This window comes from Paraburkholderia heleia NBRC 101817 (genome assembly GCF_000739775.1).
GTDB classification, from domain to species: domain Bacteria; phylum Pseudomonadota; class Gammaproteobacteria; order Burkholderiales; family Burkholderiaceae; genus Paraburkholderia; species Paraburkholderia heleia.
The window spans coordinates 59,703-77,184 of record NZ_BBJH01000017.1 but is presented as its reverse complement, the minus strand read 5'-3'; the positions used below and the strand labels follow the sequence as shown (position 1 = coordinate 77,184).

Annotated in this window: 15 protein-coding genes; 10 read left to right on the top strand and 5 right to left on the bottom strand. The window is 67.3% G+C overall.

The genetic code is table 11. The annotated features are described in order from the left end of the window. Window positions 1-120 precede the first annotated feature (120 nt). A complete protein-coding gene (locus BHE01S_RS15465; RefSeq protein ID WP_042265528.1) occupies window positions 121-1,341 on the top strand; it encodes an MFS transporter in 1,221 nt (406 codons plus the stop codon). 105 nt (window positions 1,342-1,446) lie between these two features. Here BHE01S_RS15465 and BHE01S_RS15460 read toward each other — a convergent pair whose 3' ends face one another. Next, window positions 1,447-2,592 carry a branched-chain amino acid ABC transporter substrate-binding protein gene (locus tag BHE01S_RS15460; RefSeq protein ID WP_042265525.1) on the bottom strand — a complete coding sequence of 382 codons (1,146 nt, stop codon included), beginning with the start codon at window positions 2,590-2,592 and terminating at the stop codon, window positions 1,447-1,449. Between the two features lie 571 nt (window positions 2,593-3,163). Beyond that, the gene (locus tag BHE01S_RS15455; protein ID WP_042265524.1) at window positions 3,164-4,366 is read right to left on the bottom strand and encodes an NAD(P)H-dependent flavin oxidoreductase; all 1,203 of its coding nucleotides are present in this window, start codon (window positions 4,364-4,366) and stop codon (window positions 3,164-3,166) included. Between the two features lie 266 nt (window positions 4,367-4,632). Here BHE01S_RS15455 and BHE01S_RS15450 point away from each other — a divergent pair, with 266 nt between their 5' ends. Further along, window positions 4,633-5,331 carry a dienelactone hydrolase family protein gene (locus tag BHE01S_RS15450; protein WP_042265522.1) on the top strand — a complete coding sequence of 233 codons (699 nt, stop codon included), beginning with the start codon at window positions 4,633-4,635 and terminating at the stop codon, window positions 5,329-5,331. Between the two features lie 187 nt (window positions 5,332-5,518). Next, window positions 5,519-7,033 carry an amidase gene (locus BHE01S_RS15445; protein ID WP_042265580.1) on the top strand — a complete coding sequence of 505 codons (1,515 nt, stop codon included), beginning with the start codon at window positions 5,519-5,521 and terminating at the stop codon, window positions 7,031-7,033. Window positions 7,034-7,127: 94 nt separating this feature from the next. Here BHE01S_RS15445 and BHE01S_RS15440 read toward each other — a convergent pair whose 3' ends face one another. The 3 genes from BHE01S_RS15440 to BHE01S_RS15430 form a co-directional block, all read right to left on the bottom strand. After that, on the bottom strand, window positions 7,128-7,439 hold the full coding sequence (locus tag BHE01S_RS15440; protein WP_042265518.1) for a high-potential iron-sulfur protein: 312 nt from the start codon (window positions 7,437-7,439) through the stop codon (window positions 7,128-7,130). A 216-nt stretch (window positions 7,440-7,655) separates the two neighbouring features. Beyond that, entirely contained in the window at window positions 7,656-8,762 is a 1,107-nt protein-coding gene (locus BHE01S_RS15435) for an NAD(P)/FAD-dependent oxidoreductase (RefSeq protein WP_042265516.1), read from the bottom strand. Between the two features lie 208 nt (window positions 8,763-8,970). Next, window positions 8,971-9,279, bottom strand: coding sequence for a DUF4148 domain-containing protein (locus BHE01S_RS15430; RefSeq protein WP_042265515.1), 309 nt, complete (start codon window positions 9,277-9,279; stop codon window positions 8,971-8,973). A gap of 620 nt (window positions 9,280-9,899) precedes the next feature. Between BHE01S_RS15430 and BHE01S_RS15425 the strand changes: the two genes are divergently transcribed. The 7 genes from BHE01S_RS15425 (at window position 9,900) to BHE01S_RS15395 (ending at window position 17,481) form a co-directional block, all read left to right on the top strand. Beyond that, window positions 9,900-10,352, top strand: a complete 453-nt coding sequence (locus tag BHE01S_RS15425) for a hypothetical protein (protein WP_042265513.1) — start codon at window positions 9,900-9,902, stop codon at window positions 10,350-10,352. Window positions 10,353-10,404: 52 nt separating this feature from the next. Further along, entirely contained in the window at window positions 10,405-11,205 is an 801-nt protein-coding gene (locus tag BHE01S_RS15420; protein ID WP_042265511.1) for an endonuclease/exonuclease/phosphatase family protein, read from the top strand. A 698-nt stretch (window positions 11,206-11,903) separates the two neighbouring features. Next, window positions 11,904-12,674 carry a ferredoxin--NADP reductase gene (locus BHE01S_RS15415; RefSeq protein WP_042265508.1) on the top strand — a complete coding sequence of 257 codons (771 nt, stop codon included), beginning with the start codon at window positions 11,904-11,906 and terminating at the stop codon, window positions 12,672-12,674. Window positions 12,675-13,093: 419 nt separating this feature from the next. Next, entirely contained in the window at window positions 13,094-14,146 is a 1,053-nt protein-coding gene (locus tag BHE01S_RS15410; protein ID WP_084068890.1) for a sensor histidine kinase, read from the top strand. Then, window positions 14,143-14,799, top strand: coding sequence for a response regulator transcription factor RqpR (rqpR, locus tag BHE01S_RS15405; protein ID WP_042265507.1), 657 nt, complete (start codon window positions 14,143-14,145; stop codon window positions 14,797-14,799). Before BHE01S_RS15410 ends, rqpR begins: the two co-directional genes overlap by 4 nt. A 302-nt stretch (window positions 14,800-15,101) precedes the next feature. Next, the gene (locus tag BHE01S_RS15400) at window positions 15,102-16,520 is read left to right on the top strand and encodes an amino acid permease (RefSeq protein WP_042265505.1); all 1,419 of its coding nucleotides are present in this window, start codon (window positions 15,102-15,104) and stop codon (window positions 16,518-16,520) included. Window positions 16,521-16,983: 463 nt separating this feature from the next. Further along, complete coding sequence (locus tag BHE01S_RS15395) at window positions 16,984-17,481, top strand: (2Fe-2S)-binding protein (protein WP_042265503.1); 498 nt, start codon at window positions 16,984-16,986, stop codon at window positions 17,479-17,481. Window position 17,482: the final 1 nt, after the last annotated feature.

Here is a 17,482-nt window from a genome sequence, read left to right as displayed (position 1 = left end):
GCAAACAGAGCAGCCGGCTCGGCAAGCGCGCTCCGACAGGCCAATCGCAGCTTCGTTAGAATCATCGTTTGCTTTCAGGCGCCTTCCTGGCCCACCTTCTCTCTTCTAGCCGGAATTCCCGTGTCCGACCGACCGTCCGATCCCCCCCTCGCCGTTGCGAGCCCCGCCGCCCACCATCGCGCGCTGCCCGCCGCCACGCGTCAGCGCGCGCGCATCGCGACCATGGCGCTCTTTTTCATCGCCGGCATGATGTACGCGTCGTGGGGCGTGCACGTGCCCACCGTGCGCGACAAGTTCCATCTGAGCCCGGCGCTGCTCTCCTACGCGCTCTTCGCGGTCGCGGGCGGCTCGATCGCCGCGATGACGACCATCGGCGGCTGGATCGCGCGGGCGGGCTCGCGCCGCGCCTGCCTCACCGGCGGCCTGACGATGTCCGTGTGCGGCGCGCTGATCCTGGTCGTGCCGTATTACTGGATGCTGATCGTCGTGCTCGCCTTTTTCGGCGTGGGCATGGCCACGCTCGACGTCGCCATGAACGCCGAAGCGAGCGCCGTGGAAGAAGCCGTCGCCAGGCCGATCATGTCGGGGCTGCACGGCATGTTCAGCCTGGGCGGCATGGCCGGCGCGGCGATTGGCGGCGCGCTGCTCGCGCGCGGCATGGCGCCGGCGCTGCATCTCTTTCTCGCATCGGCGCTGGCGGCGCTCGTGCTCTTCATCTCGTGTCCGGCCGTCCTGCCGCACGTGCCGCACGCCACCCACGGCGAGCACGCGAAAACCGGCAACCGCTGGCGCACGCCCGCGCTCTGGGCGCTCGGCGCCATCGCGCTGATCGCCCTGATCGCCGAAGGCGCGATGTACGACTGGGCCACGGTCTATATGCGCGACGTGGTGCTCTCCACGCCCGCGCTCGCCAGCGCGGCCTACGCGGCGTTCTCGGGCGGCATGGCCGCGGCGCGCTTCGCCGGCGACGCCGTGCGCGCGCGCTTCGGCGCGCCGCAGCTCGTGATGGCGAGCGCCTCGCTCGCGTGCGCGGGCATGATCGGCGCGCTGCTGCTGCCGTTCCCGTTCACCGCGCTCACGGGTTTCACGCTGATGGGCCTGGGCCTCGCCAACATGATGCCGGTGCTGTTCGCGGCCGCCGCGCGCGTGAAGGGCATTCACGCGGCCGAAGGGCTCGCGCATGTGGCGGGCATCGCGTATTTCGGCTTGCTGTTCGGGCCGGTGATGATCGGCGGGATTACCCAGGTGACCAACCTCACGGTCGGGCTGGCCGTCGTGGCGTTGTGCGCGGCGCTCGTGGCATTCGCGGGGCCGAAGGTGTTGCGGCGGCTGGGAATCTGACAGCGCATCGCTTGCCGCGTCGCGCGAAACCGAAACAAAAAAAGCCCGCGAGTCCGAAAACCCGCGGGCCTTTCCAGTCGCGTGAGCGAAATCGCTAAACGCGATTTACATCTTCACGACGTCGAGCAGCGACTTCTTGCCCGACTTGTAGTTGTACAGCGAGATCACGCCGTGCTTGAGGTCGCCCTTCGAATCGAAGGTCGTCTCGCCAATCACGCCCTTGTAGTCCGTGCTCGGCATTTCGGCGAGGATCTTTGCCGGATCCGTCGAGTTCGCACGCTTCATGGCGTCGACGATGATGTACACGGCGTCATACGTGAACGGTGCGTAGATCTGGATCGGCTGGCCGAAGCGCTTCTCGAACTTGGCTTCGAATTCCTTGCCGCCCGGCATCTTTTCGAGCGCCATGCCCGCTTCCGAACACACGATGTTGTCGGTCGCGTCGCCGGCCAGGTCGGCCAGCTTGTCGGTACAGACGCCGTCGCCCGCGAGCACCTTCGCGCGCAGGCCAAGCTGCTTGGCTTGCTTGGCGAACGGGCCGCCGGTGGCGTCCATGCCGCCGTACATGATCGCGTCGGGGTTTTCGCCCTTGATCTTCGTCAGAATGGCGCGGAAGTCCACGGCCTTGTCGTTCGTCGCGTCATGCGACAGCACGTTCATGCCGAGCGACTTGGCGGTCTTCTCGAATTCGTTCGCGAGACCCTGGCCATAAGCCGTCGAGTCGTCGACCACGGCAACGGTCTTGACCTTCAGGGCCTTCGCCGCGTAGTTCGCGAGCGCCGGGCCTTGCTGGGCGTCGGTCGCCACGACACGGTAGGTCGTCTTGAAGCCTTGTTGCGTGTAGGCCGGGTTCGTGGCCGACGGCGAGATCTGCACGATGCCGGCATCGCTGTAGATCTTCGATGCCGGGATCGACGTGCCCGAGTTCAGGTGGCCGACGACGGCAACGACCTTGTCGTCGACGAGCTTCTGCGCGACCTGGGTGGCCGTGCGGGGGTCAGCTGCGTCGTCTTGCGCGTCGAGCACGAGCGTGACCTTCTGGCCGCCGATGACGAGGCCCTTTGCGTTGATCTCTTCGACTGCGAGACGTGCGCCGTTTTCGTTGTCTTTACCGAGGTGCGCAATCCCACCCGTAAGCGGCGCGACGTGGCCAATCTTGACCGTAACGTCTGCGCTCGCTGCCGTTGCGAACGACGCGAACATCATGGCCGCAGCGCTGATCGGCAACAGCTTGTGAAGCTTGATAGTCATGTAAGTCTCCAGTTTCGAACCCAAAATCTACGTAATCGCCCAGTGCTCCCGCGCCCCGAACGTGTCGCTCCCCGTGCGGACGACCACGCAGGATGCATCCTTGATGCACCTGGCCAGCATGGCGAATGACCCGTTCATGGCGGGCCGCCCATCCATACTTGCGCGCAAGTGTAGGTGATCAAATTAATTTGGGGGATTTTTTTCAGATATTGGTGCGAGTACCAATATGCGTGCTGCAAGAACGGTTCGAAAACCCTATCAAGCGATCGAAAGCCTTGTGTAATAGGACATCCGGACTTTGGATCCCGTTCTTGGGAGATTCCCTGAGCGGCCGCCGCGCGAATCGTTTTTGAGATTAATTGACGGGAGTTATTGGGGTGTTGGCGCATGCATTGCGGGAATCCACCAGGGCGCGTTGCGACCATAGGAAAGTCCCGCGCATTTGCGACAACGTTTGCGAGTCCCGCGGCAGTCGGGCACGCGCTTTTTTGCGCGCGCCGGTTCAAGTAAGCATTCGATTAATTTCGGTTGCCGATGCGCTGCCAACGCGCGTCTCGTGCGGCCACGTGCCTCACGACTCGTGACTGAAGTTGCCGCTGAAGTTGCCGCTGAAGTTGCCGGGTAGTTTGCTGAGAAGCGCGCGCCATTCGGCATCGAGCGCTTCTACGATTTGCCCTGCGCCGAGACCCGCCTCGCGCGTGCGCGAAAGCGGGGCGCCCTGCCCCGACCACAGCGAAAGATAATCGCCGTCGTTCTCGCGCGCCGCGCGCTGGCGCAGCGGCTGCGTGAGCGCGTTCTGCACGGGGTACGGCGCAACCGCTTCGGGCCGCGCCTCGAGTTGCTGCATGAGCGGATTGCGAATGCCGCGTGCGTGGCGCCCGGTGATCGCGCGCGTGACCGAGGTAGCGGTATCCGTCGACGCACGCAGCCGCGCCTTCCAGTCGGCGGGAATCGCACTTTCTGCGCAGCCTAAAAACGCAGTGCCCATCTGGACGCCTTGCGCGCCCAGCGCGAGCGCCGCGGCGATGCCGCGCCCGTCCATGATGCCGCCCGCCGCCAGCACCGGCAGGCCGCTTGCGCCTGGCACACCGGGCACACCGGGCACACCGGGCGCACCGACTGCATCGACGAGTTGCGGCACCAGCGCCATCGTGCCGACGAGCGCGTGCGGCGCCTCGCCGATGAACGTGCCGCGGTGGCCGCCCGCTTCGGCGCCTTGCGCGACGATCGCATCCGCGCCCGCGTCGCGCCACGCCACGGCTTCGGCCACGTGCGTCGCCGTGCCCATCACGAAGCTGCCTGCCGCGTGCAGGCGGGCGACATCGGCCTTGGGCAAGAGGCCGAACGTGAAGCTCACCACCGGCACGCGCAGCTCGATCACGGTGTCGAGTTGCGCGCGCAGGTCGGGCGCGTAACGTGCGAGCGCCTGACCGGGCGGCAGGCCGAACTGCGCCGCCACCGGATCGATCGCTTCGAGCGCGCGCCGCACGGTGGCGTCGTCGGGTTGCGCGGGGTCGAGCACGAAGAGATTCACGCCGAACGGCTTGTCGGTGAGCGCGCGAATCGCGGCAACTTCGCTTGCGATCTTTTCGGGCGCGAGCGCCGCCCCGGCGAGAAAACCGAGACCGCCCGCATTCGACACCGCCGCGACGAGCGCGGGCGTGGTCGGGCCGCCGGCCATCGGCCCCTGCACGAGCGGCAGGCGCAAACCGAAGCGGCGGCTGAACGGGGTGGAAAGGTCGGGCGACGGGCGCAACGCGGGAGCAGAACGCATGAGGCAATCCTTGTATGGCTGAATGAGCGATGACGATGCAAACCGCTACCGACTCTAGCCAAAGGCCTCGTGCCCGAAAAATGAATAATCGAGATCATTACGATCCGCTTGCGAGAACGGGTTTTCCGTGGCGTGCGCTGCAGAGGTTCAAGGGCCTATGGCAAACTGGCTCCCCGATTTCGCGACGCGCCGCGGGCAGTGTGCGAGCCGCCTGCCAGCGCGCTGCCGTGCGTCGCATGACTCATTGATGAAGACGGAGAAACAACATGAGCGTTTCGAGCAGATGGATCGACATTCCCGCCGGCAATGACAGCTTCGGCGCTTACCTCGCGCTGCCCAAGGGCGGCAAGGGTCCCGGCATCGTCATCCTGCAGGAGATCTTCGGCGTGAACGGGCACATCCGCGACATCGTCGAGCAATACGCGCTCGACGGCTACGTGGCCATCGCCCCCGACGTGTTCTGGCGCGCGGCTCCGCGCGTCGAGCTCGACTACGTGGGCGCGGACCGCGACCGCGGCATCGCGCTGATGCAGAAAACGGACGTCGACCTCGTGGTCGAGGACATCGCCGCGACGGCGGCCGCGCTGCGCGCGCTGCCCGAGTGCACGGGCAAGGTCGCGGCGATCGGCTATTGCTTCGGCGGCCGCCTTGCCTACCTTGCGGCCGCCGGCGGCTCGGTGGATGCAGCCGTGTCCTACTACGGCGGCGGCATCCAGAATCAGCTCGATCTCGCCGACAAGGTCACCAGGCCGATTCTGTTCCACTACGCCGAACTCGATCACGGCATTCCGCTGACGGCGGTGGGCCAGGTGAAAGAGCGCTTCGCGGGCCGCCCGAACGCCGAGTTCCACCTGTACCCGAACGCCGATCACGGCTTCAACTGCCCGGTACGCGCCTCGTACAACCAGCACGCTTCGGCGCTCGCGCACGGCCGCACGCTGAGCTTCCTCGCCGGGCATCTGTAATACCCGGGTCCGACGGGCGGCGGCGCTTGCTGCGTCGATGCCCCGCCGCCGCCTATCTGTCGTTGCGCACGCGTTGATGCATCGATGCGCGCGCAACGACAAACCCGGCCAGCGCGCCGCCCGCTTACACTCCTTGCGTAGCCCGTATCGCTCAAGCCCGGCCCCAACCCGACGAGGAGTGCGCGCCTTGCAGTCCGACTACCTGGAATACGACGCCATCGGCCTCGCCGATCTCGTGCGCCGCCGCGAGGTGAGTGCGCGCGAGCTGCTCGACACCGCCATCGCCCGCGCGGAAGCCGCCAATCCCGCGATCAACGCCATCGTTCTCAAGGACTATGAAGCGGCGCGCGAGCGCGCGCGGCGCATCGAGGCGTCCGGCAACGGCGTGAACGCGCTAAGCGTCGGGCCGCTCGCGGGTGTGCCGTTTCTCGTCAAGGACCTCGGCGCTGCAGTAGCCGGGCTGCGCATGACGTTCGGCAGCCGCCACTACCGCCACTACATCCCCACTGCCGACGCGCCCGTGGTCGCGCGGTTTCGCGCTGCGGGCCTGAACATCTTCGGCAAGACGAGCGCCTCGGAACTCGGGCAGATGCCCTACACCGAACCCGAGCTGTTCGGCCCCTGCCGCAACCCGTGGAACCTCGATCACACGCCCGGCGGCTCGAGCGGCGGCGCGGCCGCCTCGGTCGCGGCGGGCATCGTGCCGCTCGCGCACGCGTCCGACGGCGGCGGGTCGATCCGCATTCCGGCGTCGTGCTGCGGGCTGTTCGGCTTCAAGCCGTCGCGCGTGTTCCAGCCGGCGTCCGACGTGCCGCCGCCGCCCGGCGCGCTCGGCGTCGATCTCGCGGTGTCGCGCAGCGTGCGGGACAGCGCGCTCATGCTCGACCTGATCGCCGGCGACCCCGCGCTGCCGGCCGGCGCGCCCGGCACCTTCCTCGCCGCCGCGCGTACCCCGCTCGACGGCTCGAAGCCGCTCGCCGTTGCGCTGCTGACCGAGCCGATGTTCGCGGACACGCTCTCGCCCGATGTGCGCGGCGCGCTCGACGATGCCGCCGAACTGCTCACGTCGCTCGGCCATCGCGTGGAGCCGTATTCGCTGCCCGTGGATTACGCGCAGGCGCGCGAGGCGTTCCTGATGCTGTGGTCGGTGGTGGCCGAACAGTACGTGCTGCACGCGGACGACATCACGGGCACGAAGCCGCGCCGCCGGGAGTTCGAGATCGCCACATGGGCCATGGCGCACATCGGCCAGAAGCTCGGCGAGCGCGAGTTGCCCGCGGCGCTCGACGTGCAGCAGCGCATCACGGCGCAGCTCGCCGACCTGATGAAGCGCTACGACGTGCTCCTGTGCCCGACGCTCGCGGCGCCTCCGGTGAAAATCGGCGAACTGAAGCCGAGCCAGAGCGAGCGCATCCAGATGCGCGCGGTCACGGCCATGCCCGTGGAAGTGCTGATGAGAAAGCTGCTGACCGAAGCCTCGAACAAGGCGTTCGCGTGGGCGGGCTGCACGGAGCTGTTCAACCTGACAGGCCAGCCGTCGATGTCGGTGCCGCTCGCGTGGAATGCGCGTGGGCTGCCGATCGGCGTTCAGTTCGCCGCGCGCGAGGGCAACGACGCGTTGCTGCTGCGCCTCGCGGCGCAACTGGAGGCGGCGCGCCCGTGGTTCAACCGGCGGCCGCCGTTGCTGCAGGCGCGGCTCTAGCGCGCCTGCGCCTTTGCGACCGGGCTGCGCGGGCAGCCAGGCGCGCGGGGCCTACGCCTTGGGATCGACGCACTGGCGCGCACGCACCGGTTCATCACGCCTTTTTGTTATAGGCGCTGCACCAGCCCTTGCCCGCCACCTGCTTGCCGCCGAACATCGGGCACGGCGCGAACGCGTCGGTGGCCTTGCCCTGATAGAACGTGCAGTTGCTGCAGTCCTGGCCGGCGGCGTACTTCGCGAACCTGGCCTTGTCGACCTTGGTTGCGTCGAGCTTGTAGCCGAGCGCCTGGGCGGTGGGATCGGATTCGGCAGCCTTGGGCGCGTCGGCGAAGGCCTGGCGCGAAAGCGCGAGCGTCGAAGCGACGCCGATGCTCGTGATCAGAAAGCTGCGGCGGGACGATTTCATATGACTCACTCCAGTATTGTGGCGATTCGTTCGCTGGGTTTTCGCGCGGCGCGATTGTGTGGCGCGTGCCACGCATGCCTCTGAGCCGCTCTGGTGGCGGCGTCGCGAAGAAGCTTAACAACGAAGCAAGCCCAGGTGGCGCTGCAATGCCGGAGATAAGTGAGCGGCATGATGCCGCCCAGCGGAACAAGGGCGCAAGACTGGCGCAAGCACGGATCAGTCGAACGAAGCCATCTCGCACACGCGCTGCGCGATCGCAAGCGAAGCCGTGAGCCCCGGCGACTCGATGCCGAACAGGTTCACGAGGCCGCGCACGCCGTGCGACGCCGCGCCCTGGATCATGAAGTCGGCGGCGGGTTCGCCCGGCCCGGAGAGCTTCGGGCGGATGCCCGCGTAGGCCGGCTGCAGTGCACCGTCGGGCAGCGCGGGCCAGTAGGTGCGGATCTGGGCGTAGAAGGAATCGGCGCGGCGCGGATCGACGTCGTAATCGACCGCATCGATCCACTCGACGTCGGGACCGAAGCGCGCCTGGCCACCCAGATCGAGCGTGAGATGCACGCCGAGGCCCGCGTCGTTGGGCATCGGGTAGATGAGACGGGAGAACGGCACGCGGCCCGAGACGCTGAAGTAATTGCCGCGCGCCAGATAGAACGGCGGCACGTGGCGCGCGTCGAGCCCGCGAATGCGTTTGGCGAGCTTCGTCGCATGCAGGCCGGCGCTATTGACGACGCAGGTGGCACGGATGTCGATCGGCGCGTCGCCGCCCGTTCGCACCGTGAAGCCGCTGCCCAGTGCATCGATCGACTCGACCGGCGACTTCAGCGCGATCACGGCGCCGTCGCGCTCGGCGTCGCCTTGCAGCGCGAGCATGAGCTGATGGCTGTCGACGATGCCGGTTTGCGGCGAGTACACGGCCGCGACGCATTCGAGCGCCGGTTCGAGCGAGAGCGCCTCGCTGCCGCTGATGCGCGTGAGGTCGAACACGCCGTTTTCCTTGCCGCGCGCGCGAATCGCCTCGAGTTGCGGAATCTGGTTCGCGGCCGTGGCGACTAGCAATTTGCCGCAGCGCGCGTGCGTGACGTTGCGCGACGCGCAGTACTCATAGAGCATTTCTCGCCCCCGCACGCACAAGGTGGCCTTGAGCGAGCCGCGCGGATAGTAAAGCCCGGCGTGAATGACCTCGCTGTTGCGCGAACTGGTGCTGGTGCCGATGGCCTCGGCGGCTTCGAGCACGATCACCTCGCGCCCGCGCGCGGCAAGCGCACGCGCTACGGCGAGGCCGACCACGCCCGCGCCGATCACCACGCATTCGATCTGGTCCATGTCCCTGCGTCCCGCCTTCGCCGCGCCGGCAGGCAAGCCAGCCGCACCGCGATCCTCTCTGCCATGGGGGCGGCCGCGCGCGAAGCGCGCCGCCGCATGACAAAAATTGTACGCCGCCCGGCGGAGAGGCTACGCCAGACGCTCGCAAGGAAAGAGCGGAAGGGAACAGAGCAGCGGGCAGCGCAGTCGCCGCAGACCCGCCGAAGCGTCAGTTGGCGACGCGGCGAGCGTGGAAGAAACCCGCGGCCTGCTCGCGAGGCGCGGTATAGCCGCCCATCGCGTATTGCTGCGGATACGCCGGCGAATTCGGGTTCAGACTCAGTTCGCCGTGAGCACGGGCGCTGGCCAGCTCGGCCTTCACTTCGGCGCGCGTCTTCGGGCCGTTCGTGGCGACCGCCGCGACAGGCAGCGATTGAACCGCCTGGGCCGCCGCATCGGCGCCAGCCAAGGCGGGCGCGGCAACAAGGGCGGTGGCGGCGCTGACCAGCAGGGCAGCAAGCGTAGCGGACTTCTTCATGGCGATGCTCCTTCGAGTGGATGCGCGGCGAGCTTCGCAACCCATGCTGGCCGGCCGGCGGAATCCCGGACAACGTGCTGGACACGTCGAAGCCAGTGTAAACACGGGCTATCGAAAAACCATCCCGATAAGCAACAAGTCAGTGTTGCAGGCAGGACAACAATTTCCCTCAGATCACCTTCTATGATTTGTGTTTGTTGCACTTCAATAACCAATCACGCAGCGCCCGACGGTTGAAGCGCGCCTGCCGCATCCCCATCTCCAATGAACCGCTGCGGTCCGGCGTTTGCGAACCCGGTATAGGATCGATGGTCAGAACGTACCCGCCCCGCCGTAGCGTTGCCGACACTGTCGCCTCGCGCAGCGCCGTGCACGGAGCCAGCCATATGAAGTTGTGGAAACATTGCCTTGCCCTGATGCTGTCCGCCGTCCTCGTGGGAGCGAGTGCGTGCGCGCTGGCGCAAGCAACGGCGCAGCCCGCTTATGCACAGGCTGCGGAACCGCCCATCCTGCCGGGCGCGCAAGCGCCGGCACACCCCCCGCCACCGCCGCCTCCCCCGCCGCCGACCTCACGCGCCGTGACACCCCCGCCGCCGCCCGCTGCGCCCGTCGCACCCGCCATGGCGCCCGCGACGGCGCCTGTCACGCAGGGCGCCGTGCAGTGGGAACTGCAGGTGATACGCGACGGCCAGCAAATCGACGCGTTCAACGGCACGACCTCAATCGGCCAGGCGCACACCGACACGCATCACAAGGTCGTCTCGCACAACGTGGGCTGCAAGGACCAGCCGGCGGGCAGCATCGATCTGTCGCGCACGATCACCGTTTCGCCGCTGCAGGTGCGCGCGAACCTGGTCATTCTGTCGATCGATGCGCAGGAAACGCTCGAAAACGACGCCGCGCCGACGACGCCCGAAGGGTGCCGGCTGCCGCCGCAGCCGCGCCAGGTGAACGCGAGCCATCCGGGCCTGATCGTGCCCGACGGGCAGTGGGTGACCTGGCAGATCGTCGACCAGAACCCCTCGCTTGCGTATCGGGTGCGCGCCACGCTCGCGCCGCCGTCCGCACAGTGACCGCACGCCCCATGCACGACCCGGCGTGACCCAATCCGTTAGAAAAACACGCATGCGAAATCCCGAACAACCGCTCATCGACACCTCTCTGAGCAAAGACTTCGTCGCCGTGAGCTGGAATCTGCACAAGGGCCGCTCGCCGCTGGGCTTCGAGGCCTGGGAGGCGATGCGGCGCTGGGTGCAGTCCACCCATGCCGACGCCTGGTTTCTCCAGGAAGCGATGGCCCGCCGCTTGCCGCAACCGGTGCTCGCCTCGGCCTTCGGCGCGCAGCTGGGCGACCCGCTCGACGACGTCTGGCACTGCCAGGCCACCGAAATCGCCACCGCGCTCGAACTGCAGATCGCCCTCGGGCCCAATGTGTTCAAGCCTTCATGGCGGCACGGCAACGCGATCCTCTCGCCGCACCCGCTCGATCTGGGCGGACGCTGGGACATTTCCGCGCACCGCTTCGAACGGCGCGGGCTGCTCGTTGCGCGCGCAAACGTAGCCGGGCAGTCCGTCACGCTGCTGTGCGCGCACCTCGCGCTCACGCGCAGCGCGCGGCTGCGGCAGATGAACTGGATCGCGCACTGGATCGTGAAGGAAGCGCCCCAGGGGCCGCTCGTGCTGGCGGGCGACTTCAACGACTGGCGCAACGACTCCGTGCCGCTCTTCGCGGAGCATGGGCTGCAGGAAGTCGCGACGCTGCTCGGCGAGCCGGCGCGCACCTTTCCGGCCTTCTCGCCGGCGCTCGCGCTCGACAAGATGTTCGTGCGAGGGCTCAAGCCCGTCGAGCTGATCCAGCCCGCGCAGGAGACCGCCTGGCTCTCCGATCACCTGCCGTACATGGCGCGCCTGCGGCTCGAAGACTGACGCGCCGGGCAGCGGCGCGCGGCTCACCCGAAGCATGCGCGCCTCGCGCGCCGCGGCACACCGTCGCACCACCGTTGCAGCGTCGAAATGGCGCCATGACGCGTGCATCGGCGCCTAAAGCGCCTAAACGCCGCACCGTAACTGCCCCGCCAGCAGGGTCAATGCTGCGGGCTGTCAGACCTTCCGGTATCATTTAGCCGAAAATTCGCACACCCGATCGCGCTTTCGCGGTCTGGCGCGTGTCGCCAGCGGCAGGAGATCCCGCTCTCGCGGGTCCTGGCAAGGTCCGCTCCGGCCCGCGAGGCCGGGCGAAGTTGACCCGCCGCCCCCTTTTGCCGTCGCTGGCAGCCTCCCGCCGAAGCGTGTTGCGGCCCATGCGCGGATGCCAGCACACCGCCGCAGCGAGCCACCCTCCCTTGCCGCGCAGGGGATCCCACCCGGTCCAGGCAGATCGGCAGGCAGGATCGAGCGGGTCCTCGTGGCTCGAGCGCGGTAAAATAGCGAATTGCGCCTCGTTCGCAGCGGGGCGATCTGGCAAAAGACAGGGAAAAAGACAAGGAAAGCAGCAGGGACTTGCCTGCCGTGGCGTAAAGCCAGGCTGCCGGGTCCCGGGCATATCGTCAAAGCTACGCTGTACTGGACAGCAAGCCGGCAGGATCGCCGCCGTCAGGCGGCGCTTGTTTCGCACTTCAGGAACCATGAGCAAATTCACCGAAGAAACCGTTCTGAGCGTCCATCACTGGACCGACACGCTTTTCAGCTTCACCTGCACGCGCGACCAGGCCCTGCGTTTCGACAACGGCCAGTTCACCATGGTCGGCCTCGAAGTGGACGGCAAGCCGCTGATGCGTGCGTACTCGCTCGCGAGCGCCAACTATGAAGAGCATCTGGAGTTTCTGAGCATCAAGGTGCCGGACGGTCCGCTCACGTCGCGCCTGCAGCACCTGAAGATCGGCGACAAGGTGCTGATCGGCAAGAAGCCCGTCGGCACGCTGGTGGCCGACAACCTGCTGCCCGGCAAGGTGCTGTGGCTGCTCTCGACCGGCACGGGCCTCGCCCCGTTCATGTCGATCATCAAGGACCCGGACATCTACGACCGTTTCGACAAGATCGTGCTCACGCACACCTGCCGTTTCGTCGACGAACTCGCGTACAAGGACTTCATCACCGAAGAGCTGCGCGAGCATGAATACCTCGGCGAAATCGTGCGCGAGAAGCTGGTGTACTACCCGACCGTCACGCGCGAAGTGTTCGACAACCGCGGCCGTATCACCGAGCTGATCGACACGAAGAAGCTGTTCGAAGACCTCGATCTGCCGCCGTTCTCGCCCGAGCGCGACCGCATCATGCTCTGCGGCAGCACGCACATGCTGCGCGACACCGTCGAGCTGCTCGAAAAGGCGGGCCTCACGGAAGGCAGCAACAACCAGCCGGGTCACTACGTGGTGGAAAAGGCGTTCGTCGGTTAAGCGCCCGCGCAAGGTCGCTCGCGACCCGAAGAACCGGAGCCTCGCGCTCCGGTTTTTTTTCGCCTGCGTATTTTTATTTGGCCCTTTATTTTGCCGCGCGCTTGCCCATGACGCAGTTACAGTTGTCACACAAATGCGATACCTTTCCTGTCAGTATTTTTCCTACATGACAACGGCCCGCGACCTCATGCGACACCTGAAGTTTGGCGGCTAACCCTTGTCCAGCCTGAAGTTTTTATTTTTTTGAGATATTATCGCGGCGCAACATTGGACACACTAGTCCCTGTCCAGGGGGCAGAGCCAGGTTGTTACCGGTTGTAAATTTCGTTACGCTGCGCCGTGCTGTTCGCCGTCACGTCGAGGAGGCCAAATCCCGACAGACGTCTGACAGCAGGAACCGGTTCCTGAACGGGGGAATGATGGATACGTCGAGATACGCCGCGCCGAACGCGCGCACGCCAGCCGGCGATGCGCCGCGCGCCGCTCATGGCGTCGACGGCCTCGCTTTCCTCGCATGGTCCGCCGCCGCCGACGAGGCGGCCACGGTGGCCGCGCTCGAAAACCTCGACCGCGCGCGTCGGCAGATTGCCCCGCCTGCGCGCGGCGCCCGCCGGCGCGCGAGCCGGGCGCTTGCCCACGGCAGCGCCGCCCAATCCATTCACGCCGACGAAGCCGTCCGCCACCAGCTCGCCCGCGATTTGCACGACAGCGTGGGCGCGGAACTCGCCGCCACGCACTTCGCGCTCGCCAACGTCCACACCTGGCTGCCCGCCAACGCCCCGCCGCAGTGCGCCGAGGCGCTCGCGCTCGTCGCCCGCTCGCTCGAAGCCGCCACCGGCGCGATGCGCCAGGTGCTCGACGGCCTGCATGCGCCGCACCTCGACGCGGGCCTCGCTTGCGCGCTCTCGAGCTGGGTGCACGGCTTCGCGGCGCGCACCGGTCTCGCCGCCCGCGTAACCGGCGCGAGCGACGACGCGCGCCTCGCCCGCCTGCCCGCCGAGGCCGCGCTCGCGGTGTTCCGCGTCGCCCAGGAAGCGCTCGCCAACGTGGCGCGCCACGCGCAGGCCACGTGCGCCGAGGTACGGCTCGAGAGCACGGCGCGCCACCTCACGCTCACCATCGCCGACGACGGCATCGGCCTCGCGCGCGTCGCAAGCCGCACGCTCCCCGGCCCGGCGAGCGCACACGGCGGCCACGACGACGCAGCGAGACGCGCGAGCCACGCCGGCCACCCAAGCCACTACGGCCACTACGGCATCGCCGGCATGCGCGAGCGCTGCGCCGCCTTCGGCGGCTCGCTGCGCGCCGTCAAGGGCGGCATTGCACGCACGCATCCCGGCCCCGGCGACGCACAGCAGGAAGCCGCCCCAAGCGGCACGACCGTGCGCGCACGCTTCGCGTGGGACGCGCTGCTCGCCGGCTCCCTTTGCGGCTCGCCCCTCCTCCCCATCCAGGAAGGCGCCCGCTCATGACCCATCGCATCCTGCTCGTCGACGACCATGCCGTCGTGCGCCAGGGCGTTCGCCAGCTGTTGCTCGACCGTGGCGTTGCCGCGGAGGTGATCGAGGCGCAAACGGGCGCCGAGGCGCTCGCCGCGATCGCGAAGCATGTGTGCGACGTGGTCCTGCTCGACATTTCGCTGCCGGACATGAACGGCGTGGAGGTCCTCAAGCGCGCGAAGAAAAAGGCGCCGCGCGTGCCGGTGCTGATGTTCTCGATGTACCGCGAGGATCAATACGCGGTGCGCGCGCTGAAGGCGGGCGCGGCCGGCTATCTCTCGAAGACGGTGGACGCCGCGCAGATGATCGCCGCGATCCAGCAGGTCGCCGCGGGCCGCAAGTACGTGAGCCCGGCCATGGCCGAAGCGCTCGCCGACTATGTGCTGGTGGACGGCGAACAGCTGCCCCACGAGAAGCTCTCCGACCGCGAATACCAGACGTTGTGCATGCTCGCCTCGGGCAAGCGTCTCACCGACATCGCGCACGCGCTCTCGCTTTCGGTGAAGACGGTGAGCGTCTACCGCACGCGCCTGCTCGAAAAAATGAAGCTCACCAACAACGCCGAGCTGACCTTCTATGTGATGAGCAACCGGCTCGTCGACCTCTCGCCCACGGTCAGCGCCTGAGATTGCGGCGCCCCTGCGGCATCAAGGCGGCCTTCTCGCCACAAAACGTCGATCCGGAAATGAATTGCGCCGTTTGTGCGGGTCCCGGCAAGGATCGCGCTCGGGCGTGCCGGATTGCGGCGGAATCGTCCGCGTCAAACGCGTGTTGCCGACCCTGCTCGAGCGGTCTCGCGCGCGACTTCCGCTAAAATTTAGGGTTTCCCCCAAAGACATCCGGCACGCGAAGCCGGCGCAGGCGGACGTGGGTCAACCACGGCTGCGGCAGCCCGCCTTCGCGCGTTTTACGTGGAGTTCCCCGCCAAATGTCCCTCTTTCGCAAGAAGAACGTCGAGCACATGTTGCAGGCGAGCGCCCAGGGCGCCGGCCTGAAAAAAGCACTCGGCGCACTCGACCTCACCTTTCTCGGCATCGGCGCGATCATCGGCACCGGCATTTTCGTGCTGACCGGCACGGGCGCGGTACAGGCCGGCCCGGCGCTCATGATCGCGTTCCTGATCGCGGCGGTGGCCTGCTGCTTCGCCGCGCTTGCCTACGCCGAGTTCGCCTCGACCATTCCCGTGGCCGGCTCGATCTACACCTATTCGTATGCCACGCTCGGCGAACTGGCCGCGTGGGTGATCGGCTGGGACCTGATGCTCGAGTACGGGCTCGCCACTTCCGCGGTCTCGGTTGGCTGGTCGGGCTACCTGCAGTCGCTGCTTTCCGGCTTCGGCCTCACGCTGCCCGCCGCGCTCTCGGCGGCGCCCGGCGCCGTCCCCGGCGTGCACACGCTCTTCAATCTGCCCGCCTTCCTCGTGATGATGGCGATCACGGCGCTGCTTTCCGTGGGCGTGCGCGAATCCACGCGCATCAACAACATCATGGTGGCGATCAAGGTGACCGTGGTGCTGCTCGTGATCGCCGTGGGCGTGTTCCATGTCACCCCGGCGAACTGGCATCCGTTCATGCCCAACGGCTGGCGCGGCGTGTTCGGCGCCGCGGCCGTGATGTTCTTCGCGTTCATCGGCTTCGACTCGGTGTCTTCCGCCGCCGAGGAAGTGAAGAACCCCAGGCGCGACCTGCCCATCGGCATCATCGCCTCGCTCGCCGTGTGCGCGGTGCTCTACGTCGCCGTGGCGGCGGTCGTGACCGGCATCGTGCCCTCGCCGCGCTTCGCCCATATCGGCCACCCGGTTTCGTTCGCGCTCCAGGTGGCGGGCGAAAACTGGGTCGCGGGCTTCATCGATCTGGGCGCCGTGCTCGGCATGCTCACCGTGATCCTCGTGATGAGCTACGGCCAGACCCGCATCATCTACGCGATGTCGCGCGACGGTCTCTTGCCCGCCAGACTCTCGAAGGTGCATCCGCGCTTCGCCACGCCGTTCTTCACGACCTGGCTCGTCGGCATTTTCTTTGGCCTGATCGGCGCGCTCGTGCCGCTGAACGTGCTCGCCGAACTCATCAACATCGGCACGCTCGCGGCCTTCTCGATGGTGTCGATCGCCGTGCTCGTGCTGCGCCGTACGCACCCGCACCTGCCGCGCGCGTTCCGCTGCCCGGGCGTGCCCGTGGTGCCGGTTCTCGCGGTGGCTTCGTGCCTGTTCCTCATGATCAACCTCCAGCCGCTCACGTGGATCGCGTTCCTCGTCTGGACCGCGTTCGGCCTCATCGTCTACTTCGGCTACTCGCGCCGCCATTCGCGTCTCGCGCACGCACCGCACGAGCGCGTGCATCACAGTTGATGCGCGCGTGATCCCGCGGCGCTTCGCTTGCGCCGGGATCGCGTTCTATCGTTGCACCGCAACGCAACGGCCCGCCCCGAGTCATCGGGGCGGGCCGTTGCTTTTCGCACGCTGCAGGCATTCTGGAAGGTAAAACCCGCGCAGCGAAATTCGGCAAATTGTGCTTTACTGTCCGGGCGTCACCCCAGGCTTCACTGAACAGCAAGGCACCAGCCGGACCCAGATTCCGCTCCACCCGTATTGGTTCGATCCGCCCGAAGCGCCCCGCGTGGTTGGCGAGGCGCCCTGAGTTGCGCGCGCGAAGAGGCGCAATGCGCTGGAGGGGCGAGTTATCCTGCGGGCGGTCAGGGCGGTCGATTCAGTGCAAAGAAGAACGGGCCCAGGCAGGTCTCTATCCCATCATCTGGCATGGGACCGGAGCCACACGCAGCGCCGTGCTCCGGTCGACATTGGAGACACATCCATGGCGATCAGTATTAGCCTCACGGTCAACGGCGCGCCCGTGACCGCCGAGGTCGAACCTCACACGCTCCTCGTCCAGTTCCTGCGCGAACAGCAGCGTCTCACCGGCACGCACGTCGGCTGCGACACGGCACAATGCGGGGCCTGCACCGTCCACCTGAACGGCCGCGCCATCAAGTCGTGCAACCAGCTCGCCGTGCAGTGCGACGGCATGGCGGTGACGACGATCGAAGGCCTCGCGAAAAATGGCGAGCTGCATCCCATGCAGGCCGCGTTCCGCGAATGCCATGGCCTGCAATGCGGCTTCTGTACGCCCGGCATGGTGATGTGCGCGACCGCGCTCGCCGCCGCCAACCCCGACCTCACGGAAAGCGAGATTCGCGAAGGCCTCGACGGCAACTTCTGCCGCTGTACGGGCTATCACAACATCGTGAAGGCCGTGGCCGCCGGTGCGCAGGCAATGCGCGCAGGCGCCCCCGCTGCCGCCACGAGCGCGTGAA